Annotated in this window: 18 protein-coding genes, 1 tRNA gene and 1 other RNA gene; 15 read left to right on the top strand and 5 right to left on the bottom strand. The window is 52.4% G+C overall.

Going from position 1 to position 22870, the window contains the following annotated elements; translation table 11 throughout:
* Both surE and JWJ90_RS04285 read right to left on the bottom strand, forming a co-directional pair.
* Nucleotides 1–753 carry a 5'/3'-nucleotidase SurE gene (gene surE, locus JWJ90_RS04290; RefSeq protein WP_205225958.1) on the bottom strand — a complete coding sequence of 251 codons (753 nt, stop codon included), beginning with the start codon at nt 751–753 and terminating at the stop codon, nt 1–3.
* A 36-nt stretch (nt 754–789) separates the two neighbouring features.
* Nucleotides 790–1518: a DUF1499 domain-containing protein gene (locus tag JWJ90_RS04285; protein WP_205225957.1), complete on the bottom strand. Its 729-nt coding sequence runs from the start codon at nt 1516–1518 to the stop codon at nt 790–792.
* Nucleotides 1519–1682: 164 nt separating this feature from the next.
* Here JWJ90_RS04285 and JWJ90_RS04280 point away from each other — a divergent pair, with 164 nt between their 5' ends.
* Nucleotides 1683–2933 carry an HD-GYP domain-containing protein gene (locus JWJ90_RS04280; protein ID WP_205225956.1) on the top strand — a complete coding sequence of 417 codons (1251 nt, stop codon included), beginning with the start codon at nt 1683–1685 and terminating at the stop codon, nt 2931–2933.
* On the opposite strand, the gene JWJ90_RS04275 is transcribed toward JWJ90_RS04280, so the two are convergent.
* Nucleotides 2930–4780, bottom strand: coding sequence for a M48 family metallopeptidase (locus tag JWJ90_RS04275; protein ID WP_205225955.1), 1851 nt, complete (start codon nt 4778–4780; stop codon nt 2930–2932). The two genes, JWJ90_RS04280 and JWJ90_RS04275, sit on opposite strands and share 4 nt — an antisense overlap.
* Nucleotides 4781–5004: 224 nt before the next feature.
* Here JWJ90_RS04275 and JWJ90_RS04270 point away from each other — a divergent pair.
* From JWJ90_RS04270 to JWJ90_RS04240, 7 genes are all read left to right on the top strand, one after another.
* Nucleotides 5005–5081, top strand: a tRNA-Ile gene (locus tag JWJ90_RS04270).
* Nucleotides 5082–5272: 191 nt separating this feature from the next.
* Nucleotides 5273–6079: a Nif3-like dinuclear metal center hexameric protein gene (locus JWJ90_RS04265; protein ID WP_205225954.1), complete on the top strand. Its 807-nt coding sequence runs from the start codon at nt 5273–5275 to the stop codon at nt 6077–6079.
* A 91-nt stretch (nt 6080–6170) separates the two neighbouring features.
* The gene (locus tag JWJ90_RS04260) at nt 6171–6902 is read left to right on the top strand and encodes a zinc ribbon domain-containing protein (protein ID WP_205225953.1); all 732 of its coding nucleotides are present in this window, start codon (nt 6171–6173) and stop codon (nt 6900–6902) included.
* Nucleotides 6889–7479 (top strand): ribonuclease HI family protein, encoded by a 591-nt coding sequence (locus JWJ90_RS04255; RefSeq protein ID WP_205225952.1) that lies wholly within the window; start codon nt 6889–6891, stop codon nt 7477–7479. Before JWJ90_RS04260 ends, JWJ90_RS04255 begins: the two co-directional genes overlap by 14 nt.
* A 10-nt stretch (nt 7480–7489) precedes the next feature.
* Nucleotides 7490–7860, top strand: an RNA gene (rnpB, locus tag JWJ90_RS04250) — RNase P RNA component class A.
* A 9-nt stretch (nt 7861–7869) separates the two neighbouring features.
* Complete coding sequence (gene ispD, locus JWJ90_RS04245) at nt 7870–9075, top strand: 2-C-methyl-D-erythritol 4-phosphate cytidylyltransferase (protein ID WP_205225951.1); 1206 nt, start codon at nt 7870–7872, stop codon at nt 9073–9075.
* A complete protein-coding gene (locus JWJ90_RS04240) occupies nt 9062–10207 on the top strand; it encodes a M20/M25/M40 family metallo-hydrolase (RefSeq protein WP_205225950.1) in 1146 nt (381 codons plus the stop codon). Before ispD ends, JWJ90_RS04240 begins: the two co-directional genes overlap by 14 nt.
* A gap of 153 nt (nt 10208–10360) precedes the next feature.
* Here JWJ90_RS04240 and selD read toward each other — a convergent pair whose 3' ends face one another.
* The gene (gene selD, locus JWJ90_RS04235) at nt 10361–11425 is read right to left on the bottom strand and encodes a selenide, water dikinase SelD (protein ID WP_205225949.1); all 1065 of its coding nucleotides are present in this window, start codon (nt 11423–11425) and stop codon (nt 10361–10363) included.
* Nucleotides 11426–11769: 344 nt separating this feature from the next.
* On the opposite strand from selD, the gene purF reads away from it, so the two are divergent.
* The 4 genes from purF (at nt 11770) to JWJ90_RS04215 (ending at nt 18091) form a co-directional block, all read left to right on the top strand.
* Nucleotides 11770–13200 carry an amidophosphoribosyltransferase gene (gene purF, locus JWJ90_RS04230; protein WP_205225948.1) on the top strand — a complete coding sequence of 477 codons (1431 nt, stop codon included), beginning with the start codon at nt 11770–11772 and terminating at the stop codon, nt 13198–13200.
* A gap of 641 nt (nt 13201–13841) precedes the next feature.
* Complete coding sequence (locus JWJ90_RS04225; protein ID WP_205225947.1) at nt 13842–14915, top strand: hypothetical protein; 1074 nt, start codon at nt 13842–13844, stop codon at nt 14913–14915.
* Nucleotides 14912–17458: a cytochrome ubiquinol oxidase subunit I gene (locus JWJ90_RS04220; RefSeq protein ID WP_205225946.1), complete on the top strand. Its 2547-nt coding sequence runs from the start codon at nt 14912–14914 to the stop codon at nt 17456–17458. The genes JWJ90_RS04225 and JWJ90_RS04220 overlap by 4 nt, the downstream gene beginning before the upstream one ends.
* Before the next feature lie 33 nt (nt 17459–17491).
* A complete protein-coding gene (locus JWJ90_RS04215) occupies nt 17492–18091 on the top strand; it encodes a methyltransferase family protein (RefSeq protein WP_205225945.1) in 600 nt (199 codons plus the stop codon).
* Between the two features lies 1 nt (nt 18092).
* Here JWJ90_RS04215 and JWJ90_RS04210 read toward each other — a convergent pair whose 3' ends face one another.
* Nucleotides 18093–18737: a DUF7986 domain-containing protein gene (locus JWJ90_RS04210; RefSeq protein ID WP_205225944.1), complete on the bottom strand. Its 645-nt coding sequence runs from the start codon at nt 18735–18737 to the stop codon at nt 18093–18095.
* Between the two features lie 621 nt (nt 18738–19358).
* Here JWJ90_RS04210 and JWJ90_RS04205 point away from each other — a divergent pair.
* The 3 genes from JWJ90_RS04205 (at nt 19359) to groL (ending at nt 22675) form a co-directional block, all read left to right on the top strand.
* Nucleotides 19359–20444: a branched-chain amino acid aminotransferase gene (locus JWJ90_RS04205; protein WP_205225943.1), complete on the top strand. Its 1086-nt coding sequence runs from the start codon at nt 19359–19361 to the stop codon at nt 20442–20444.
* Nucleotides 20445–20693: 249 nt separating this feature from the next.
* A complete protein-coding gene (gene groES / locus JWJ90_RS04200) occupies nt 20694–20984 on the top strand; it encodes a co-chaperone GroES (protein ID WP_205225942.1) in 291 nt (96 codons plus the stop codon).
* Between the two features lie 35 nt (nt 20985–21019).
* Nucleotides 21020–22675, top strand: coding sequence for a chaperonin GroEL (gene groL / locus JWJ90_RS04195; protein ID WP_205225941.1), 1656 nt, complete (start codon nt 21020–21022; stop codon nt 22673–22675).
* Nucleotides 22676–22870: the final 195 nt, after the last annotated feature.

Raw genomic sequence — 22870 nt, 5'->3', positions numbered from 1 at the left:
TTACATTTTCCATTGCTGTTCCAGGTAGCTCAACCCTTCGTGGTTGGTCAGGTCAAGCTGGATTGGTGTGACGGAAATATATCCCTGGCGTATGGCCTGTTCGTCGGTATTATCACCGCCGGACCAGTGCACTGTACCGCCACCGATCCAATAATGTTTGCGTCCCCAGGGATCAGGTGTCTCCTGAATGGCGTCCTGGTAACGTCTGCGCCCCTGACGGGTGAAGCTGATCCCTTTGATCTCTCCAGCAGGTAGCGGAGGGATGTTGATGTTGAGAAGCGACTTGGGAGGTAAATGCATATTCAGGGCCATGGAGGCCAGTTTCCAGGCAACGGCTGCGGCGACTTCGAAGTTGAATGGATGTGTTCCTCCAAGGGAAAAGGCAAGCGAGGGGACGCCGTACATGGTCCCCTCAATGGCTGCGGAAACCGTGCCTGAGTAGCTGATATCATCTCCCAGGTTTGGGCCGGGATTAATTCCGGAAACCAGCAGATCGGGCTTACGTGGCAGAATTTTGTTGGTGGCGATGGTGACACAGTCGGTCGGTGTTCCGTCGACGGTGTAGATGTTTTTTTCAAGCTCGGTCACCTTCAGTGGGCGGTTCATGGTCAGCGAGTGGCTCACCGCTGAGTTGTCCCGATCCGGGGCCACAATGATGGCCTGCCCAAGAGGATTGACAGCTTCGTGCAGGGCGCGAACGCCTGGGGCGTAAACCCCATCGTCATTGGTGACCAGAATAAGCGGTTGTTCCATAGAGGTCCTCTTCTCAGAGTTTAGCTGCCTTGGGATTCAGGGTTGATTGAATTGGGCGATAAACGCACGAATTCGTTTGGCATTCACCCCGAGATCACTCACCCCGACCCGGGAAGCAGAACGAAGGTCAATGCGGCTGCCCGCATCCTCTGGGGTGATACGGATGACGATGTCATCGACAAAACCAAAAATTCGGGAACGGTCTGTTGCCTGGAAGATTCCCCGGGAAGGATCTTCCTGCTCGATACGCCAACCAAGAGAGCCGGCTATGGCCAGCGCCTGCGTATAGGCTTTGGCTGGGGGCATTGTGCTTTTGAGGGGTGTTATGTCGGCGTAGGCCTGTTGCTGTTGTTCGGCGACCGTCGTTCCCGCATATTGTACGGTATTTTCATCAGGCCCACGATGTTGTGCTCCAAAAGAGAGTTCCGGCGGATGGATTGTATCTGTGGTGATATCATGAATCGGTGGACATTTTGCCGCGTTCGTGCCCATGACCAAAATGGAGAGAAGAACCGGCAGGGAAAAAAGCAATGCAAGCAGGCAATGTCGACTCGCCCCACGGTGTTTTCCTGCGCGCAGTTTGGCAAAGAGAATAAACAGGCTCAAAAATCCAATGAGGACCACTGTAGCCAATGAACCAGCCATGAGAAGTAGGGCAGGGCGCCAGCTGAGCCACTGCAGGCGAAAGGCAAGTATTGCCAGGGCGCTGATGAAAAAGCCCAAAAGCTCAAGTTTCCACAACCAGGATGTTCGCGTTGTTTGCAAGGGATGTTCTCCTGTAAAAAGATGGATCGTATTTCGATGGTGCCTTGAATCAAGAGTGGCACTTACCGTATACTGCCTTTGTACTCTATTTTTGTTGCCTGAATCCCTGCTTCCAGGGGTTCTTTCACAAGCATGGTCTCCCTTCGAAATAATAGACAGTAACCATGAATACTACCAAAGGCTCACTTATCCTGAAAGCTCTTTCCCCGGATGCCGATGAGGACCAGGTTATCGCCTACCTGGAAAAACGGGCGAAGAGTATCCCCCCGGAAGAAATTCCCCCACTTCTGCAAAGTCTGCCCGTGGTTCTGAGTCGGAATGTGGCCGAGGAAACAGGTCAACTGGTGATTGAGCGGTTGGAGGAATTAGGGGCCATCGCCATGTTTTTGCCGTCAGAGAAAATTGAAGGGCTGCCAGGCGAAACAGAGGCAAAATGCAAGGAAAACTCTAACTCTGATCAAAAATCTGGGCTGCAAAAAAAAGACAATCCCATGTTGGCAAAATTCAAACAGGTCAACAAGGAGCTGTGGATCATTCTTTCCATGCTCACCGTTGCCTGGATGCTCAACTATTCAGTCGCCTCCCAGTACCTGCTTCTGGGGTTTTATACCCTGCCTGCTGTTGTTTCTGCGTACCTGTTTGGGCGCCGTCAGGCTGTCCTGACCGCCTTTGCAGCTATTCTGATGGTGGGATTCGTCAACTACTTTAACCCCGACCGTTTTGCCAGCGCTCAGGTTGCCGGAATCGGCGGAGATAACCAGTGGTATCACATTGTCTCCTGGGGCTGCATTCTTCTGGTGACCGCCTACACTATGGGGACGCTTTACGAACACAATAAAAACAAGGTCGAAGAACTGCGCCAAACATATCAGGGGCTCCTGCTTATCCTGCGTCACTTCATTGCCCAAGATGAAGAAAAAGAAAATCACTGCTTCCGCGTCTCTGTGTACGCTACCCGTATCGCCGCAACCATGGGATTGAAAAAAGACGAGATAGAAGATATTCGTTCGGCAGCCTTGCTCCATGATATCGGCCATCTCAAGGTGAGCCGTTCACTCTTACGTAAGGCCACTCGTATCAAACGGAAAGACTTCGCGCAGGTTGAAGAAGACTATTACCCCATCAGCGGCCCCATGGAGCGCATCTTGCCGCTGCTTATCGGCCAGCATGCGGGGGAAAATCAGGTGCAAAACGAGAAACAGGGGGTGCAACCTGTCGGCGCCAGCATTCTGGCCGTGGCCGATGCCTATGATATGCTCACCACAGGCACTGGCGATATGTTGCCGCTTCCCGCAGATCAAGCAAAGAACAAGATCCTGGAAGATCAGGCAAAGGGCTTTAATCCAGAAGTCCTGCAGGTTTTTGCCAAAGCGGTTGATTCATCAGAGCTTGAGTTGCCCAGTATGCTCCTCTAACTCTCTTCCGATGAATGTGGCAGTGATGCATCGCTATCGTTCTTTTTCTCTCCCCATTGTTCACGCATGAACCTGCCAACCTGTTCCAGGTAATACGGCTGATTTTTTGGATCCAGACGAAATGCCCGCTGTTCTGTCTCTACGGCTTCCTTGATCATGGAGTTTGCCCAGTAAGCCGTGGCCAGGGTGTCAAGAATGTGTCCTCGCTCTTTGAGCATGGCCGCAGTCAGTGCCAGGGTCAGGGCGCGATCGGCATTGCGGATTTTGGTGTCTTTAGCTGTTAGCAGAAGCCAGGCCAGGTTGTTGTTGAGCTCGGCGTTCATCGGTGAAAGTGTAAGCGCCTGTTCGTAGGCTTCGATAGCGCGTTTTTCCATCTGCCGGCTTTGAAGAAAATCACCAAGATAAATAAGCCAAATGCTGTTTTTGGGTTCCTGTCGAACCTTCTGCATCAAGACTGCTTCGGCATATTTTGTTTCATATTTTGGGGAGAGTTTGCCTGTGGGCACCTGGTGGAGACCGAAAACAATAAGGCCGATCAGGGCAAAGTAGGCGATGAGGCTTTGGTGTAGTTTTCGTTTGTGGCGGGTTATGTAGCGTCGATCATCCTCGCAGAGACGAAGAAAATCAATTCGTTCACCAATGCCGTAATGATGCCAGTTTTTTTCATCCCGGTTTCCACCGCTTAGATGGGCTATTTTTTCAAAAGAGCTGATCAGCGGCCAGCTTGTGCCCATGGCATGAAAGACATAGGCATCGGCCTGGCGTTCAAAATTACGAATGAAATAGCCAAAGACAAAGCGAAAATAGACAAGCATCAGCACCAAGAGCGGCGTTGTTGCCAGGACACCAAGCACATTTTCGGGACTGACAGGCAGGTGAGGGAGCAGTTCGTAAAACAGATTGTTTGATAAGATCAGATGCGGCAGGGGCGTGGCAACCGCTCCGGCGAGTATGCTGAAACCAAGAAAGAGGACCATGTAGAGAATAAGATGCCGGTGCTTCACATGGCCGATTTCATGGGCCAGAACGCTGTCGAGTTCATCTTGATTCAGGGTGGCCAGGAGTGCGGGCGTAATTAAAAGATAGCGTAATCTGGGGACGATTCCCATGATCCCTGCTGTGAGTACCTGACCTTCGAACAGCGGCCAGGTGTAAATCTCGGCGTAAAATCCCTGGGACCTGCAAAATGATTGAAGTCTGTCTCTGAGCGGGCTTGGAGGCAGCGGTGTGCACCCCCAGAGAAAACGGACCAGTGGGGGGAAAGCCAGCGTCAGGAAAACCAAAAAGAAGAAAAAAAGCACCAGGTCACCCCAGGGGGAGCGCAGCAGTTCTTTGAGTTGGGGGAAAGGCAGGAGCTGTAAGCCGTCAAAGACCAACGACAGGCAGAGCCAGGGGAGAACGATTGGTAGGTTTGCCTTAAAATTGGATCGGATAAAAGCAAAAGAACTATACTTGCGTTGAAATATCTGTTCATAGGGGTGGCGAGCAGCTCGCCACATCAGCGCTAACAGAAGAAAAAAACAGCCCAGTCCGGCCAGGTCCGTCAGAACCGGTAATTTGCCGTCCAGGGAAAGAGGCGTGAGGAAATGTTTGATGTCAAACAGGTAGACCAGGGCCATGAAGACGACCACAGCCAGAATGGAGAGTTTTTTCTCTGCGGAAAAATAGCCACTGGGGCCATATCCTGCACGGGAAAACCATTTTCTGGCCACTTGTGCAAACAGCCAGTAGGTGGCGAGAACCGCCATCAGCGTCCAGGCTGTTGAAAGGGCTGGTTTGGCTGGTGGTGTATTGGTGGAAAAAACAAAAATGACCACCAGAAAATAGAGTAGGTTGCTATAAAGCATGGTTGCCTGCCTGGGTTAAAAAATGCTGTTCCAATGAGTTGCTGTCACACTTATTGGGGAATGTGTCAGTGCTGAGAAACGTATGCATACTTTATTCAATATGCCAGAATCCTTTGGGGTTTTATACGGCTTTTAGCGGCAGGATTCTGGATTTTGGGAAAAATATGAAAAAGTGTTGACCTTTGGTGATAAACTGTTATTATGTCAAGTTTACTGTGGCTTTTGGGCCTATAGCTCAGTTGGCTAGAGCCACCGGCTCATAACCGGTCGGTCCCTGGTTCGAGTCCAGGTAGGCCCACCACATTTCTGGAAGTTACTTGAATATGTCCTGGGGCAGAACACCAAACGCTACCTGATGTTGAATTCGTTGTTCAATACGCTTATACGAGCATGGCAGCCATGCCGAACAAAACCGCAGGGCATTGATAAAAATGTCTGAAAAGAGGTACATCTACAAGGATGTGCCTCTTTTTATTTCCTGAGTACGAAAAAGTGGGTACCGTACAAGACTTACTTACAATTCTCCATCATATCACTCCAGAGCACCTGGCAGAGGACTGGGATAATGTCGGTCTTCTGGTGGGCGACCCCCGGCAACAGGTTCATCGAATACTGCTGGCCCTGGATCCCACCTGTCAACTTGCCGAAGAAGCGGTCCAAGGGCAATACGATCTCCTTCTAACCCACCACCCCATCATTTTCCGCCCGCTCAAAGCCCTTCGCACCGACACCCCAACCGGCACCTTTCTCGCTCTTACCACCAAACATCAGATAAGCGTCATCGCCTGCCACACCAATTTCGACAGCGTCCCCAATGGGGTCAGTGGTCATTTGGCGATATCTCTTGGTCTTGAGCATATTCACCCACTTCTCCCAGCCAAGCACGATTGTTTAGAGCCCTGCGGGCTGGGGCAGATCGGCACCTATACTTCTCCCCTCTCTGCCACTGATTTTATCGGCCGTGTGCGCCAGGCGTTGCAGCCACCCTGGCTCCTTGAAGCTGGTGCGCGTCCTGAACAGGTCTCCACCGTTGCGGTCTGCGGAGGATCCTGTTCGGACTTTGCCGAGCTTGCGCACAAGAACGGGGTGGATGTCTTTTTGACCTCAGAGGTCAAGCATTCCGTGGCGCGTTGGGCTGAGGAGGCCGGTTTGTGGCTTATTGACGGAGGTCATTTTGCCACGGAAAATTCAGCCATGACCGCGCTGCAGCGTCTGCTGCTGAAGGAAAGCGAAGCCATGGGCTGGAATCTTACTGTTGACGTCGCTCACCAGGAACCACCGCTGCGGCTGGTGGCCTGAGTGTTGAACAGGGAGACACCTCAGTGTCACAGCGTGTTTCCCGGAAAATGTATATATGTAACCCTAGACTGACTGATTGAGGAGTTCATCATTGAAAGAAGAAATATTCAAACTGATCAAGCTGCAGGCTATTGATAGTGAAATTGCCGGGTTCGATAAGGCTATTTCCAAGCATCAGGCGATCGTTGCCGATCGTGAGCAGGCTCTCGAAGAGAAAAAAGAAGCTATCGCAACCCATCGCAGCAAGATCGAATTGCTCAATCAGAAGCAGCGCGAGACCAAAATTGAGCATGATGATGCCGGTGCCCGTGTAAAAGATCGGCAGAACAAGATGATGCAGGTGCAGACCAGCCGTGAGCATCAGGCACTGTTGAAAGAGATCGAGGAAAATAAGAAGATTCTCAAGGACAGTGAAGAGCGTATGCTCCAGTTCATCGAGCAGATCGAGCAGCTTGAGCAGGATGTGAAAAATCTTGAAAACCTCTGCGAAGGCGAAAAGAAACTGCTGGCCGAGGAAGAGGCCAACGTTGAAAAAGAGATTCAACGTATCGAGCAGTCCAAGAAGTCTGTGGTCAATCAGCGTGAGGCCGAGGCAAAAGAGTTGGATGGCCCGTATCTCAAGCGCTATAAAATGCTGATTGCCAAGCGTGATGGCCTGGCAGTTGTTCCGATCAATGGCCCTGTCTGCCAGGGCTGTTTCATGTCTTTGCCTCCGCAGCAGGTCAACGAGGTGATGAAGGCCGAGAAGCTGAACCTCTGTCCGACCTGTCAGCGTATCTTGTACTACCCCCAGCCTGAGGAAGAGGTCGTTGACGAGGCCTAAGACACTCTCGCGGGACGCGGTTCTTACTCGTCTTTCCGAACGGCTTGACGATGCATTCCTGGCAGAGCTTTTTCCAGGGGAAGACCCGGAACAGCTGCGGCATCTCGTTGCAGGAACCTTTGTGCAGTTGCCCAAAAAGCCCGTTCTGAAAGAGACGACACCAGCAGTGGCTGCTGCAGGCTGCTTTCAACTGTTCACCGATGGGGCGTCTCGGGGAAATCCTGGGGAGGCTGGTGCCGGGGCAGTCCTGTTTTCACCTGCAGGGGAGGAGTTGCTTGCCTGCTCAAAATATCTCGGGACCTGCACCAATAACGTTGCCGAGTATAAGGCGCTGATCCTTGGCTTGGATGAAGCCCTGCAGCTTGGTTGCCGGGAGCTTGCCATTGCCCTTGACTCGCAGTTGATTGTTCGCCAGATCCAGGGGCAGTATAAGGTGAAAAACGAAACCCTGCTGCCGCTGTTTCAAGAGGTGCGGAAACGGCTTGCCCGGTTGGAAAAATGGACCATACGTCACGTGCCTCGTGCAGAAAACAGCCGGGCGGATCAGTTGGCTAATCGAGGTATAGACGAACAGTAGGACGAGTTTAAGGGGTGAACGCATGATCGCTTTGGCCTTCGGGGCCGGAGAGGAAAGTCCGAACACCAAAGGGCACGGTGGTTCGTAACGCGAACTTCGGGTAACCGAGGGAAAGTGCCACAGAAAACACACCGCCGATGGGGCGCTTGCGCTCACAGGTAAGGTTGAAATGGCGAGGTAAGAGCTCACCGCTCCTTTGGCGACAGGGGAGGCAGGGTAAACCCCACCGGGTGCAAGACCAAATAGGGAGACGTTTAAGGGCTGCCCGCCTGAGGTTTCCGGGTAGGTTGCAGGAGGCACCGGGCGACCGGTGTCCAAGTTAAATGATCATGGTCCATCTTCGGGTGGAAACAGAATTCGGCTTACAGTTCACCCCTTATTTTTTTACTCGTGCATACACAATTCTCAACATATCCTCCAGTTGGCGTTGTTCTGCCCGCCGGTGGCATCGGTTCCCGCTTCGGTCAGGGGCAGCCGAAACAATTTTGTGCCCTGGCCGGGGTGCCTATCCTGGCGCGTACCTGTCAGGCTTTTTTGGAACTCCCTGAGGTTTCGTCACTGGCACTGGCCTTGCCCCGTGACCACTACCAGGCAGGTATTGACCTCTTGCAAGAGTACCTCTCTCCCCCAGCTTTTGTGCGACTGCTCTGTGTCGTCGGCGGTGCCACCCGCCAGGAATCGGTCCAGGCTGGAGTAACTGTTCTTCCTCCTGAGGTTGAGATTGTACTGGTGCATGATGCGGCCAGGCCGCTGGTTGATCGGCAGACCATCTTGCGCTGTGTGCAGGGCGCCTTTGCTCATGGTGCCGTTATTGCTGCCGTCCCGGTAAAAGACACCTTAAAAGAGGTGGACCATTCCGCAGAAATTACCAGGACGATCGATCGGTCCCGCCTCTGGCAGGCGCAAACGCCCCAGGCGGCACGGCGTGCGCTCTTGCAACAGGCCTTTGATCAGGCGGCAGAACAAGGTTTTGTAGGTACCGACGAGGCCTCATTGCTTGAAGCTGCCCGCATCCCTGTCCACGTGGTCGAAGGCAGTGAGCGCAATTTGAAGGTAACGCGGCCTGAAGATCTGCAGGTGGCAGAGGCACTTATAAGGGATCGAGAAGAAATGAAAATAGGACATGGCTATGACGCCCACCGTCTTGTGAGCGGTCGTCAACTGATTCTTGGCGGAGTGGATATTCCCCATGAGCTTGGCCTGGACGGACATTCGGATGCCGATGTTGTCGCCCATGCCTTGACCGACGCCATACTCGGTGCGCTTGGCCTTGGTGACATCGGGCGCCATTTTCCCGACTCCGATCCACAGTTTAAAGGGGCCGATTCTCTGGTGTTGCTGGCGCATGTGCAGCAACTTGCCCAGGAAAAAGGGTACCAGCTGGGCAATGGTGATATAACCATTGTCTGTCAACGGCCCAAGCTGGCACCGTATTTGGCCGCAATGCAGGAAAATCTGGCGCGCGTCTGCAAGGTGCAGCCGGAAGCAATAAATATCAAGGCAACAACCACCGAAAAAATGGGGTACACCGGACGGGGTGAGGGGATTGCCACCTATGCCGTCGTCCTGATGAGGTCAGAACATGGACGTCAATAGAGAGAGACTGGCCGCCAACTTCACCGAACTCTGCGAGATCGACAGCCCATCGCGTAAAGAGCGAGGCATGTTGGTGCGGCTGCAGGAGATTTTTACGGAACTGGGAGCCCGGGAGATGTTCGAGGATGACTCTGCGGGGCAGACCGGCTCTGACTGCGGCAACCTCATTGTCCGCTTTGATGGTGAGCTTGACCTGGACCCCATCTTCTTCTCTTGTCACATGGATACGGTGCAACCGGCGGAAGGGGTTAAGGTGAAACGTATCGGCGATCTCTTCACCAGTGCCGGGGAAACAATCTTGGGCAGTGATGATAAATCCGGACTTGCGGGGTGCATTGAGGCGCTTCGCCTGGTACGCGAGCAGAAGATTCCCGTTCGTCCCTGCGAGTTGGTTATTACCACCTGCGAAGAGATCGGTCTGATTGGGGCCAAGGCCCTGGATCCCTCGCTGGTAAGAGCAAAAGAAGGCTACGCCCTTGATTCCACAGGTTTTGCCAAGGTCGTGACCCATGCCCCCGCCTTAAATCGGATAACCATCACCCTCCAGGGGGTAGCGGCTCATGCGGGGTTGCATCCGGAGTGGGGTGTCAATGCCCTGGTGCTGGCCGGACAGGCGCTTTCCAAGGTGCCCACAGGGCGCATCGATAGCGAGACCACTGCCAACTTTGGGACCATTCAGGGGGGCGCAGCTTCCAACATTGTCCCGGAAAAGGTGGTGATTGAGGCTGAGGTGCGCAGCCACTCCATGGAGAAGTTGGCCTCGGTGACGAAAGAAATTGAACAGGTTTTTCGTGAAACCGTCGGGGCTTGGTCTGATCCCACGGGATCGGCCAAAGGGGCTCCAACTGTTGAGGTGGAGGTTCGTCAGGATTTTACAGCCATGAAGCTCAGTCAGGATGATCCTGTCTTGCGACGTATAGCAGCGGCAGCCCAGAGCGTGAGGATTGAGCTGAGTTATGAGAAGGCCGGTGGCGGCAGTGATGCCAATATCTTCAATGGCCATGGTTTGGCCACGGCGATTGTGGCCACGGGTATGACCAATGTGCATTCCACCAGCGAGCAGGTGGAGTTGCAGGATATGGTTGACCTGAGTCGCTTACTGGTTGCCCTGCTGACAGAAAAGACCTGTTGATTCAGGTGTTAGGGGGGCTTGAATAATTAGATTTTTCAATCAAGGCCAAGGATTGCGCAAAATTTTACCGCAGGCATATATATGATATTCCGAGGATAAAATTTTAAGCGTGACGCCGGGATTGGAAGAAAAAGCAATTATTCAAGATTCCCGTTAGTCTAAAAAGATGATTCCGGGATCGCCTGCCTCCACGCGGCCGATGATACGGCACTCGGGAAGGTATTTTGCCTGATGAAGGGCTTCCAGGAGTTGATCTGCGGTTTCTGGGGTCAGGGAGAGAAGCAAGCCACCGGATGTCTGGGGATCGTAACCAATTAATTCCAGCGAGTCCATTTCCGGCAGAGAAGAGCGGACCCACTGACGATAAAAATCACGGTTGCGATAGGCCCCTTCAGGGATGATCCCCATGTCGGCAAAATCGCGGGCGCCCATAAATAGGGGCAGTTGCTTGGCTTGGATGTGCATGGAGGTGTTTGCTGCCTCGGCCATCTCATGGAGGTGCCCAAAGAGGCCAAAACCGGTGATATCGGTACAGCCGTGCACCCCTGCACGCAGACAGGGGGTGTTGTTCAGCAGTTCCATGGGCAACCGGTTGAGTGTGGCCAGCAACTCAACGAGCTTGGCTTCTGTGGTCGCATCGGTGAGTTCGCCCTTAATAGCTGTGGAGAGAATGCCGGTGCCCAATGGTTTGGTCAACAGGAGCAGATCCCCTGGTTGAGCCCCACCGTTTTGCAGTATCAGCTCAGGATGAACCAGCCCTGTGACGGAAAGGCCGTACTTCAGCTCGGTATCCTCAATGGAGTGGCCTCCAACAAGCAAGGCACCGGCTTCGCGGATTTTCTCCAGGCCGCCTTCAACCACCTGGCGAAAGAGTTCGGGGGCCATACTCTTGGTGGGGCAGGCCAGAATATTCATGCACAAAAGTGGCTTTCCCCCCATGGCGTAAACGTCCGAGAGGCTGTTGGTCGCGGCAATGCGGCCAAAGTCAAAAGGATCGTCGACAATGGGTGTGAAAAAATCCACGGTCTGGATGAGCGCAGTCTCGTCGTTAAGACGATACACCCCGGCGTCGTCGCTGGTTTTGGTGCCAACCAGCAGATTGGGATCTTGCGGCAGGTCAAGCCCGCATAATATTTGACCCAGGTCCCCTGGGCCGAGTTTGGCAGCTCAACCAGCAGCTTTGACGGTACTGGTCAGTTTGATCGGTGTTGTGCTCATGGATTCAGATAAAAGAGATTAGATGGATATCACTATTTCTTGAGGATACCCGATATTTCCTTGAAAAAAAACGTGTAATCTGGTTGTAAATAATCTTCTTTGCGAAAAATGATTCGATTATTGTAAGGGCACAAGGATATGTTCTTTGTGCCCTTACAATTTTTGTTGTTTATGCAAAGAAGCTACAAGGCAATTTTCCGGGCTGTGTTTCCTCGCGAAACAAACACTTATCGCCGATGCTTGTGCATCATGGCCTTGTTTTATAATAAACGATTCTTCTAATTCTCGGTTTCTTGCGGGCTTGGAATAAACAAAGCACCCTTACCATATCGCAGGCAGTAACTATGAATACGTACGTACCAGAACATGACAATTCGGCCAAACCCAAGCACGAATGCGGCATCTGTGGCGTTTTTGGCCACCAGGATGCAGCAAAGCTGGTGTACTTTGGCCTGTACGCTCTGCAACATCGCGGCCAGGAGAGCGCGGGCATCGTCGCTGGAGACGGTGAGAAAGTCAATCTCCATAAAGCCATGGGCCTTGTAGCTGATGTGTTCAGCGAGGCGACCTTGCAGCGCTTGACCGGGCACCTGGCCTCTGGTCATGTTCGTTACTCCACCACCGGTGAGTCCAGCATAGTCAACACGCAGCCGTTCATGGCAACCCATAAGGGGTTGCAAATTTCTGTGGCCCATAACGGCAACTTGGTGAATTCTATCGCTTTGCGGCGCCATCTTGAGCAGCAGGGATCAATCTTCCAGACCACCATGGACTCAGAGATTGTGATTCACCTCATGGCTCGCCACATGGATCGTGGTCTGCAGGAGGCGATCAAAACCACCTTCTCCTGCATTCAGGGGGCCTATTCTCTGCTCCTGATGACACCCGATACCATGATTGCCATTCGTGATCCCAATGGGTTCCGGCCGCTTTGCCTGGGCGTGCTGGATAACGGTGGCCATGTGGTGGCATCGGAGACCTGCGCTCTCGACCTGATTGAGGCTGAGTATATTCGTGATATCGAACCTGGAGAGGCGTTGATCATCAATAAAGATGGCCTGACCTCACTTTTCCCTTGGGCGCCTGCGCAGAAAAGTTACTGTATTTTCGAACATGTCTACTTTGCCCGACCGGACAGCGACGTCTTTGGTTTCAATGTCTATGCAGCCCGTAAGCGTATGGGCGAGATTTTAGCCCGTGAAGCGCAGATCGAAGCCGACTTTGTCATGCCCTTTCCCGATTCGGGCAACTATGCGGCAATCGGCTATTCCAAAGCATCTGGCATTCCTCTGGAAATGGGCATGATCCGCAACCACTATGTCGGGCGGACCTTTATCCAGCCGACCCAGTCCATGCGTGATTTTTCCGTGCGGGTGAAACTCAACCCGGTTCGCAAGCTACTCACCGGTAAACGGGTGATCATTGTCGAGGATTCCATTGTCCGTGGAACAACTGGCCGTAGCCGTGTGCAGTCTCTGCGCCGTGCTGGAGCCGCCGAGGTCCACATGGTGGTCAGCTGTCCGCCAACCCGCTACGCTTGCTACTATGGGATCGACTTTCCTTCAAGCTCCCAACTGATTGCCGCCGGCAATACGATTGAAGGCATTTGCGAATACCTCGGTTTGGACTCTCTGCACTATCTCAGTGTCGAGGGACTTGTCGAGGCGACGGGGCTGCCCAAAGAAGAGTTTTGCCTTGCCTGCTTCACCGCAGAGTATCCCATCGAGCCTGATAAGGAGTTTACCAAGGAAGCTTTCTCCGGTTGCGGCTGTTAAAGGATTCAACCGTCCCGACATGTAGGGACTGTGTGTTGAAACTGTTGCAACGCGCAACCAATCAGGGGAGAAAGACTAAAAGGACGGGGAGCCTCGGATTTGTAAGCGGTTGCGGGATGCCTTCGAAACTAGGCATCGGTCTGTGCCGCTTGCGCCGGTAACGCCGTAGATTCGCTGCCCCGCCATAGTTTACATTGCAACAATCCCCCTTGTTCAAGGGGGATCTCTAAATATTCGTTATTTATCCGCTCTTTCTTGCTCCGCCCTAAAAAATGGAGTAATCTTTCAAACTACGTTCGCCTCGTTCGTGTTGAGGAAAGGCCCCTGAGAGTGCTCATCCTGGACTGCTTCGCTCTTTAGGGAATCTTGAATAATTGCTTTTTCTGCCAATCTCTGCGTCTTGCTGAGAATTTTATCCTCGGAATATCAGTCATATGCCTGCGGTGAAATGATCAGCAATCCTTGACCTTGATTGAAAAATCTAATTATTCAAGACACCCTTTAATTAAGGATCTACTCTCGCCTTTGCCTCCCATTTTTCACTGAATTCCGGCCAATCCGGGTACCTCATGAAAATTTTGGCCAGCCCCGGGGCAAGAGTAGCGCCGGAATCGGTGATAGAACCCTCACTGGAGGATTGCATGGATCCCGCCGCACTGTTACCTACCCCAGATGCCATCCCCGTGGACTGGGGTTGGTTTCACGTTCTGTTGCTGTTGACCTTTCTGGTCCACATCCTGCTGATGAGCACCATGTTTGGCTCTGCCTTCATTGGCTTTATCAGTTATTTTCAAAAAGACGGTACTGCCAACCCCTGCAGTGAGTCTGTCTCCCATACCTTACCCTTTATTATCGCCTTCACCGTGAATTTTGGCGTGGCGCCCCTGCTCTTTGTTCAGGTGTTGTACGGTCACCTCTTTTATACCAGCTCCATTCTCATGGCGACCTACTGGCTCTCGCTGGTAGGCGTACTGGTGGCGGCCTACGCTCTTTCCTATCTGCTGAAGTACCGTTATGGTCGACTTGGTTGGCTACGTCTGCCCATTTTCATGGTGATCGTCAGTCTGTTTGCATTGATCGCCTTTGCCTTTGTCAATAACATCGGCATGATGCAAAACCCCTCGACCTGGCCCCGATATTTTTCCGAGCCGCGGGGACTGCTCTTAAATCTCCAGGATCCCATGCAGGTGCCTCGGTATTTCCATTTTGTCTTTGGTTCGGTGGCTCTTGGCGGACTGGCCATAGCCCTCTATTTTCACTGGCAGCAGAAACAGGGAGATTGGACCGGTATGGATTGGGTGCGGAGAGGATGCCGCTGGTTCAGTTTTGCCACCATGGCAAATATTCTCCTGGGGCTCTGGTTTCTTTTCACGCTCCCCCAGGGAACTTTGAGCTTTGAAAATTTGCACACTCAGGCCCTGGTCACAGCCTTGAGCGTGGGGATATTAACCGCCATTCCTGCCATACGCGCCGGACTGGCAGGCCGTGTTGTGGCAACACTCTGGTGGACCCTGGCAACGATGGTGAGCATGGTGTTGGCTCGGGATCTGCTTCGTCAAATACTTCTGGCGCCCTGGTTCTCTCCAGCAGAGCTTGAAGTGAAGCCGGAATTCACGCCGCTCTATCTCTTTCTTGCGGTTTTTATCGTCGGCCTGGCCTTGATAACCTGGATGGTGCCGTTCACTCTGAGAAACTGCAGAGGGGGCCAGGTATGAATTATCCTGTCTGGCAGTTAGCAGCCACAGGCGGCGGTCTATGGATTATCCTTATCGCTGTCTTTCATGTCTACATTTCCCATTTTGCGGTAGGTGGTGGCCTGTTTCTGGTGTTTGCTGAACGCAAGGCAGCCCGTGAAAAAAGCCAGGCCATGCTCGACTATGTTCGAGGGCATGCCAAGTTCTTCCTCCTGCTGACCATGGTGGCAGGCTCTATTACCGGAGTGGGGATCTGGTTTATTATCGCATTGTTAAATCCAGATGCCACCTCGATCCTGATCCATACCTTTGTCTTTGCCTGGGCCATGGAGTGGGTCTTTTTTCTCTTGGAGATTGTCTCCCTCTTTCTCTATGCCTATACCTTTGGCCGTATGGTGGGGTGGAAGCATCGGCTGCTGGGCTGGATCTATTTTTTCTCGGCCTGGATGTCGCTGTTTCTCATTAACGGCATCATCGATTTTATGCTGACTCCGGGCACCTGGCCCCAGGATGGTAATGTTTTTTCCGGATTTTTTAACCCTAGCTTCTGGCCTTCTCTGGCCTTTCGTACCTTTTTAAGTCTGATCATCGCCGGTCTTTTTGGTTTGGTCACGGCGACCTGGCTCAAAGAGCGTGAGCTGCGAGATTCCATGGTTCGCTTCTCTGCCCGCTGGCTTCTGGTCCCCTTTGCTCTTTTTGTGGCTTCAGCCTGGTGGTACCGTCTGGCATTGCCTCTTGAGGTGCAGGAGCTGATCTTCACCCGCATGCCTTCTATGCAGCCCTTTATCAGTGGCATGCTGTACACCACTCCGATTCTGGTTTTTGCGGGGCTTTTGTGTATCTTTCATCTGCCTCCTTTTATCAGTCGTCTGCTGGCCCTTGGTCTGCTTGTGGTAGGGCAGCTCTATATCGGTTGTTTTGAATTCATCCGTGAAGGGGGGAGACGCCCCTTTATCATCTACGATGTGATGTACTCGACCTCAATTCTGACAAAAGATATGGATCGCATTCAGGATGTTGGGCTCCTTTCCCAGGCGAAATGGGTCGCCCATCATCAGGTAACGCAGGAGAATACACACGAGGCAGGACGTGAGATATACAATCTGCTCTGTCTTTCCTGTCATGCTATTGATGGCCCGATGCGCGATATCAAAAAACTGGCAGCCCCGTATACCCCCAGTGGCTTGGATGCCATGATGAGCGGCATGCATGTATTTCATCCTTCCATGCCGCCCTTTGCCGGCACGGCTTTAGAGCGTAGTGCACTTGCTGCTTTTATTACAGAGAGGCTGGTTGGTCGGTATGATTTGCCGCCAGCTCAATTACCGGCAAAGGAGGTCGCGTTGCCCGACTTTGATGCGGAAAACAATGCGTATCTGCTCTCGGTCTGGAGTCCTGTGGGAATGAAACATGTGGCTGAGATCGACGGAGTGCTCTCTTTGCTCCCGCCCAAAGCCGAGTTACGTGCACAGCTTCTGGAGCGCGGTGAGTTGCCGGAAATCATCAGTGAAGATGTCTTGGTGAGTTATAGGATCGAGGGGGCGGATGCAGGCACCCTCAGTGGTGAGATGGAGTCTCGTGACGATTATTTTATTGCCGAAAACATTGTCTATAATCCAGCAGGTTCGGGTGGATTTGATCCCTATCCCGTGCTGGTTGTCACCGCACGCGACATGGAAGGCACGATCCTGGCCACCACCAAGGTGGTCTTGCCCGTCTCCACGGAAATTGGCTGCTCAACCTGCCACGGCAGTTCTCCGGAATTGGGCCAGAAGGCTGGGCTTGGGCGTTCGACCGCATTCAATATTTTAGCTATGCATGACCAGTTCAGCGGAACAGATCTTACCCTGCAGGCGCAAAAGGGGGAGATGGTCCGGTGCCGGGACTGTCATGCAGACAGCCGCTTCCAGGCCAAAGGAAACGGGCGAGCGCTCAACCTTTCTGCGGCCATTCACGGATTTCATGCAAATTATTTACGGGGCAGGGGAGAGGCGGCCTGTAATTTTTGCCATCCTTCAAGCCTAACCGGCTCCACCCGTATGTTTCGGGATATTCATGCTGCTTTTGGCCTTGAATGCACAAGTTGTCATGGTGTGCTTGAGGATCAGGCTCTGGGATTGTTGAAAAAAGAACTCCAGGCAGGCAAAGAACGTGCCCGTGCCTTGATGCAGCGCCTGCCTGCCCAGGCAGTCAGCTCTGTGGAGGCCATAGAGCCTCGCAGCCCTTGGATCCAGCAGCCCGACTGTCTGCATTGTCATGTCGAATTTGAGCCACCGGAGACTGATACCCTTGTGCAGGCGTTTACCGAGAATGGTGAGGGGCTGTATCAAAACCGCACCGATGAAAGCGGACGCATCTTTTGCGCGACCTGTCACTCCAGCCCACATGCGGTCTATCCGGCGGACAACCCCTATGGAGAAATGCTCGACGTGCTGCAACCCATGCAGTATCAGGATAACCGACTGCCCCTTGGGGCCAATGAAAATTGCCAGCTCTGCCACACCATTGCAATGGAAGATGAGATGCATCATCCCAACTCCTTGCGAGCATTCCGCAATGAGTAGCAGGAAGAACGAAACGGCCATCACGGTGAGGGAATGAACAGTGCTCTCATTCCCCTCGTCTTGCTCTGGTCGGGCTGGTGTTTCCTGCACAGCCTGTTCATCACAGCCGGTGTACAACGCTGGGTAAAAAAGAGGGGAGGCGTCTGGCAGGGGGGGTACAGGCTTCTGTACATCATCCTGTCTACCTCTACCCTGGTGCCGGTTCTTTGGTACACGGCATCTGTACCCCAGGAGCCTCTCGGTCCCTTTCCCTTATGGGTGCAGATGCTGCGTTTTGTGCTTTTGCTTTATGCGCTGTTGCTGTTTGTCGGCGGGATGCGTTCGTACAATATGCAGGATTTTCTTGGGCTGCGACAGTGGCGGGATTATAGGCAGAATCGCTCGGTGAAGCCGCCGTCACTGTATACCGGCGGCATTCTGAGCTATGTGCGTCATCCCTGGTACAGTGGTGGCGTCGCTCTTCTTTGGGGGCTTCCGGGAATAACCGATGTAACCCTTGTCACCCGCCTCTTGCTCAGTGGCTACCTGATCTTGGGAGCCTTTCTTGAAGAGCGCAAAATGGTGGCGCAAATCGGAGAAGAGTACCTGGACTACTGTCGTCGCACTCCGATGTTTTTCCCCTGGAGGTGGTAGCTTATTTTTGTGAGCGTATAAAGGCCCGCCACCGGGCAAAATTCTCCTCGTTGAAGAGTTGTTCTTCTTTCTCACTCAGCCTGCGATTGGTGGGCTTGAGGTCTTTGGGGTCTTTGATTATGCCAAAGGCCATGCTTGCGCCGGTGTGCATCCAGACATCGCCAAAGGGAAAGATGCGAAAGGCTGCCAGCAGTCCGGTCACGTCCTGTTGCGGCAGGGTCTGATCAAGGACGAACAGCTCCTCTCCTGTGATCACATCCAAAACCACCATGCCGCTGTCTTCGATGAGTTCTTTGACCCAGAACAGAGAAAATCTGGCCTGCTGCATGTTTTCCAGGAGCTTTTGCTCATCACTGCCTTCAGGGTAAGGCTTGCGGTTGCGCATCTTGCGGGCCAGGCTGAATCCGCGTGGCCGATACATATAGATAAGATAATCCTGGAAAAGATCGGTTTCGTATTCGGTTTCAAAGCTCATACCGAGCTTTTTGCCACTTTTGGTGGTCACTCCAAGGCGTTTGGCGCAGGCTTTCATCGCGGTCTTATCGGCCATGCGGGCAATGTTGCGGTGGAGCTTGGGCATCAGTTGCCACAGCCGATTGTACTCGGTGACGATTTCTTCAAGATTCTCTGGAATATGAGCAGGCACGGGATTCTCCTCAGGGCTCCTGGCAATAAGGATTGGGAAAGAGTTTTTTAAGGGTGTCTTGAATAATTAGATTTTTCAATCAAGGTCAAGGATTGCTGATAATTTTACCGCAGGCATATGGTTGATATTCCGAGGATAAAATTTTCAGTATGACGCAGAGATTGGCAGAAAAAGCAATTGTTCAAGATGCCCTTAACATGCTGGGAGCACAAAGCATAAGCAAGCCGTATTCGCATGCCCCCAACAGGGGTGTTGTTCTAGCATAATGATCGGGGATTGCATAGGATATCAAACGGATTCTTCCACTGGGAGGGGATAATTTATACTAAATATCTGACTACTGCTTGTGCCGACGTGGGCAATAGATTATTCTCCCCTGAATTATTCAGGCGTGCGTAGCGGTGTTGTTGTGAGTTTTAAGCAGTGCGCATTTTCTTTCTTGCTGCTAACCCGGCTGGGCATCTTGTTGAAATTTTGAGTGAAGTCAACCTGTTATAGGGGGATGCTTTCGTGTTTTTTGCTCAAGTTGAGATAAAATGTTCATGAGAAATTCGGGTTACCCCGCACTTAATTTAACAACGGAAACCGGGCATCCCGCACCGGTGGTATCAGGATGGAACGATGTTCAATAAAGAACTCGAAGTAACACTTCATAAGGCATCGACTGACCAGATGAAACAAAAGCCGGATCAGTCGAATTTGGGTTTTGGTCAGATATTCACCGACCATATGTTCACCATGCGCTGGACCCGGCAGGATGGCTGGCATAAAGCCGCAATCGAGCCCTACGATAACTTCATCGTGGATCCGGCGGCCATGGTCTTTCATTACGGTCAGGCTATCTTTGAAGGCATGAAGGCCTATCGCGGTAAAGACGATCAAATCTTTCTTTTTCGTCCAGCAGACAATCTCAACAGGATGAACCAGTCTGCTGTCCGGATGTGTATGCCGCGTTTCCCCCAGGATCGGGTCCTCCAGGCCTTACGAGCCATGGTCTATCTCGATCAGGAGTGGGTCCCCGGGACCGAGGGCGCGAGCCTTTATATTCGTCCGACCATGATCGCCTCCGAGCCTGCACTGGGGTTGCGCCCGGCTGAGGAATACATTTTTTTCATCATCTGTTGCCCTGTGGGAGCCTACTATGCAGAAGGGTTCAGCCCGACAAAGATTTATGTCGAGGATGAATTCGTGCGCGCAGTTCCAGGCGGTGTGGGCAACGCCAAGACTGCCGGTAACTATGCAGCCAGCCTCAAAGCTCAGCTCAATGCCCATGATAAAGGGTATACTCAGGTGCTCTGGCTTGATGCGATCGAACATCGCTATGTAGAAGAAGTGGGGACTTCCAATATTTTTTTTCTGATCGAGGGTGAGTTGATCACGCCTCCGCTTGAAGGCTCTATTCTTCCCGGTATCACCCGCGATTCCGTGCTGCAGTTGGCCCGCGACTGGGGGTATCAGGTCAGTGAACGTCGTATCACTATTGACGAGGTTTTAGCTGCTGGAAAATCTGGTGCGCTGAAAGAAAGTTTTGGCACGGGGACCGCAGCTGTTATCTCCCCGGTTGGCGAATTTTGCTACAAGGAACAATGCGTGCAAATTAACGGTGGCGCGGCCGGTGATTTAGCCAAACGGCTTTATGACGAGTTGCAGGCAATTCAGTTCGGATACCAGGAAGACCCTCACAAATGGCGGGTCCGCGTTGGTTGATTATCTATCCCCCAAAAATCCCCTCTTTTAAAAATTCCTTTCATATTAACGGGTTGTGTGAAAAAAAATTTCATACAACCCGCCCTTGATTTTTCAAGAACCGAACCTATTGTTTTGCGCAGTCGAAAGGCTGCTACTTCTAATCATTAGAGAAACAAGGTCAGAGTCGATAATGCTTCATGAGGAGGATATCGACTTTACCATTTTATTATCATTTCACATCCAGAAACACACACAGGAGGAATGTACATGAAAATTCGTCCATTGAATGACCGCATCCTGGTCAAACGATTGGAAGGAGAGGAGAAAACTGCTGGCGGTATTATCATCCCGGACTCTGCCAAGGAAAAACCGGCAGAGGGCGAGGTTGTGGCCGTTGGCCCCGGTAAACAGAAAGAGACCGGTGAACGTGTAGCCATGGATGTGGCTGTCGGTGATCGTGTGCTCTTCTCCAAATACGGCGGAACCGAAGTTAAACTGGACGGCGAAGATTTTCTCATCATGCGCGAGGATGATATCCTTGGCGTTGTTCAGGCTTAATTCACGGTATTCACACGTTATAAGGAGATAAGATCATGGCTGGTAAAGAACTGAAATATGGCGGCAAAGGCCGCGAGAAGATGCTGGCAGGCGTGAACGCCCTGGCAAACGCTGTAAAAGTTACCCTTGGTCCCAAAGGTCGTAACGTCCTGATCGAGAAATCTTTCGGCGCACCGGTTATCACCAAAGACGGTGTTACTGTAGCCAAAGAGATCGAGCTGGAAGATAAATTCGAGAACATGGGCGCACAGATGGTTAAGGAAGTTGCTTCCAAGACCTCTGATGTTGCTGGTGACGGTACCACCACCGCCACTGTTTTGGCGCAGGCTATCTACACCGAGGGTGCAAAACTGGTTGCTGCCGGTTCCAACCCCATGGAGATCAAACGTGGTATCGATTGTTCCGTAGCAGCCATTGTTGCTGAGCTTGGTAAAATCGCCAACCCGACCAAAGAGCAGAAAGAAATCGCTCAGGTCGGTACCATCTCCGCCAACAACGACGAAACCATCGGTAATATCATTGCCGAGGCTATGGACAAGGTCGGTAAAGAGGGTGTTATCACCGTAGAGGAAGCCAAATCCATGGAGACCTCTCTGGACGTGGTTGAAGGTATGCAGTTTGATCGCGGCTACCTCTCTCCTTACTTTGTGACCGATCCGGAGCGCATGGAAGTGAGCATGGACGAGCCCCTCATCCTCATCAACGAGAAAAAGATCTCCAACATGAAAGATCTGCTTCCCGTGCTCGAGGCTGTTGCCAAGATGGGCAAACCCCTGTTCATCATCGCTGAGGATGTGGACGGCGAAGCACTGGCTACCCTGGTTGTCAACAAACTGCGTGGCACCCTGAATGTCGCCGCTGTTAAAGCTCCGGGCTTTGGTGATCGTCGTAAGGCAATGCTTGAGGATATCGCCACCCTTACCGGTGGTCAGGTTATCACCGAGGATCTGGGTATCAAGCTGGAGAACGTTACTGTAAACGATCTGGGTACCGCCAAACGCATCGTTGTCGATAAAGACAACACCACCATCATCGATGGTGCCGGCGACAAAGAGGCGCTGGCTGCCCGTGTTAAACAGATCCGCGCTCAGATCGAGGACACCACCTCTGATTACGATCGTGAGAAACTGCAGGAGCGTCTGGCCAAACTGATTGGCGGTGTTGCTGTGATCAATGTCGGTGCTGCCACCGAGGTTGAGATGAAAGAGAAAAAAGCCCGCGTTGAGGATGCGCTCAACGCTACCCGCGCTGCCGTCGAAGAGGGCATCGTTCCCGGTGGTGGTGTTGCCTACCTCCGTTGCCTGAAAGTGCTCGACACCCTCGAACTTGAAGGTGAGCAGGCTCTGGGGATCAATATCATTCGTCGCGCTCTTGAGGAGCCCGTTCGTCAGATCGCTGCCAACGCCGGTCGCGAGGGTTCTGTTATTGTTGAGCACGTGAAAAACCTGGAAGGCCCCATGGGCTTCAACGCAGGTTCTGAGAAATACGAAGACCTGATCGAGGCCGGTGTTATCGATCCTGCCAAGGTTACCCGTTCTGCACTGCAGAATGCGGCTTCTGTTTCCGGTCTGCTCCTGACCACCGAGTGCATGATTGCCGAGCTGCCGCAGGATGATGCGGGCGCTGGTGCAATGCCTCCTGGTGGCATGGGCGGCATGGGTGGTATGGGTGGTATGGGCGGCATGATGTAATGTCACCACACTGACCTCCACTCAGGTTAGCTGATAAGCCCCTTGTTGAATGAAATATTCGACAGGGGGCTTTTTTTGTTGTGTGTAGGCCGGTTCGGCTGAAATATGGAACAGGGTGATGGGCTACGTTTTGTGTCTGGTTTCAAGCGGTTCAACGATGTCGATAAAAAAGAAAGAGATGGGGAATTTTTCCTT

The organism is Desulfobulbus rhabdoformis, from assembly GCF_016919065.1.
Lineage (GTDB): Bacteria > Desulfobacterota > Desulfobulbia > Desulfobulbales > Desulfobulbaceae > Desulfobulbus > Desulfobulbus rhabdoformis.
This window is presented reverse-complemented; position numbering and strand designations above follow the sequence as displayed.

What these genes read in the sequence shown, in the direction of transcription:
- JWJ90_RS04215 (WP_205225945.1), top strand. Translation starts at nt 17,492, where the DNA reads ATGAACAGTGCTCTCATTCCCCTCGTCTTGCTCTGGTCGGGCTGGTGT.
- purF (WP_205225948.1), top strand. Translation starts at nt 11,770, where the DNA reads ATGAATACGTACGTACCAGAACATGACAATTCGGCCAAACCCAAGCAC.
- JWJ90_RS04225 (WP_205225947.1), top strand. Translation starts at nt 13,842, where the DNA reads ATGGATCCCGCCGCACTGTTACCTACCCCAGATGCCATCCCCGTGGAC.
- JWJ90_RS04275 (WP_205225955.1), bottom strand. Translation starts at nt 4,780, where the DNA reads ATGCTTTATAGCAACCTACTCTATTTTCTGGTGGTCATTTTTGTTTTT.
- groES (WP_205225942.1), top strand. Translation starts at nt 20,694, where the DNA reads ATGAAAATTCGTCCATTGAATGACCGCATCCTGGTCAAACGATTGGAA.
- groL (WP_205225941.1), top strand. Translation starts at nt 21,020, where the DNA reads ATGGCTGGTAAAGAACTGAAATATGGCGGCAAAGGCCGCGAGAAGATG.
- surE (WP_205225958.1), bottom strand. Translation starts at nt 753, where the DNA reads ATGGAACAACCGCTTATTCTGGTCACCAATGACGATGGGGTTTACGCC.
- JWJ90_RS04205 (WP_205225943.1), top strand. Translation starts at nt 19,359, where the DNA reads ATGTTCAATAAAGAACTCGAAGTAACACTTCATAAGGCATCGACTGAC.
- JWJ90_RS04240 (WP_205225950.1), top strand. Translation starts at nt 9,062, where the DNA reads ATGGACGTCAATAGAGAGAGACTGGCCGCCAACTTCACCGAACTCTGC.
- JWJ90_RS04280 (WP_205225956.1), top strand. Translation starts at nt 1,683, where the DNA reads ATGAATACTACCAAAGGCTCACTTATCCTGAAAGCTCTTTCCCCGGAT.
- JWJ90_RS04220 (WP_205225946.1), top strand. Translation starts at nt 14,912, where the DNA reads ATGAATTATCCTGTCTGGCAGTTAGCAGCCACAGGCGGCGGTCTATGG.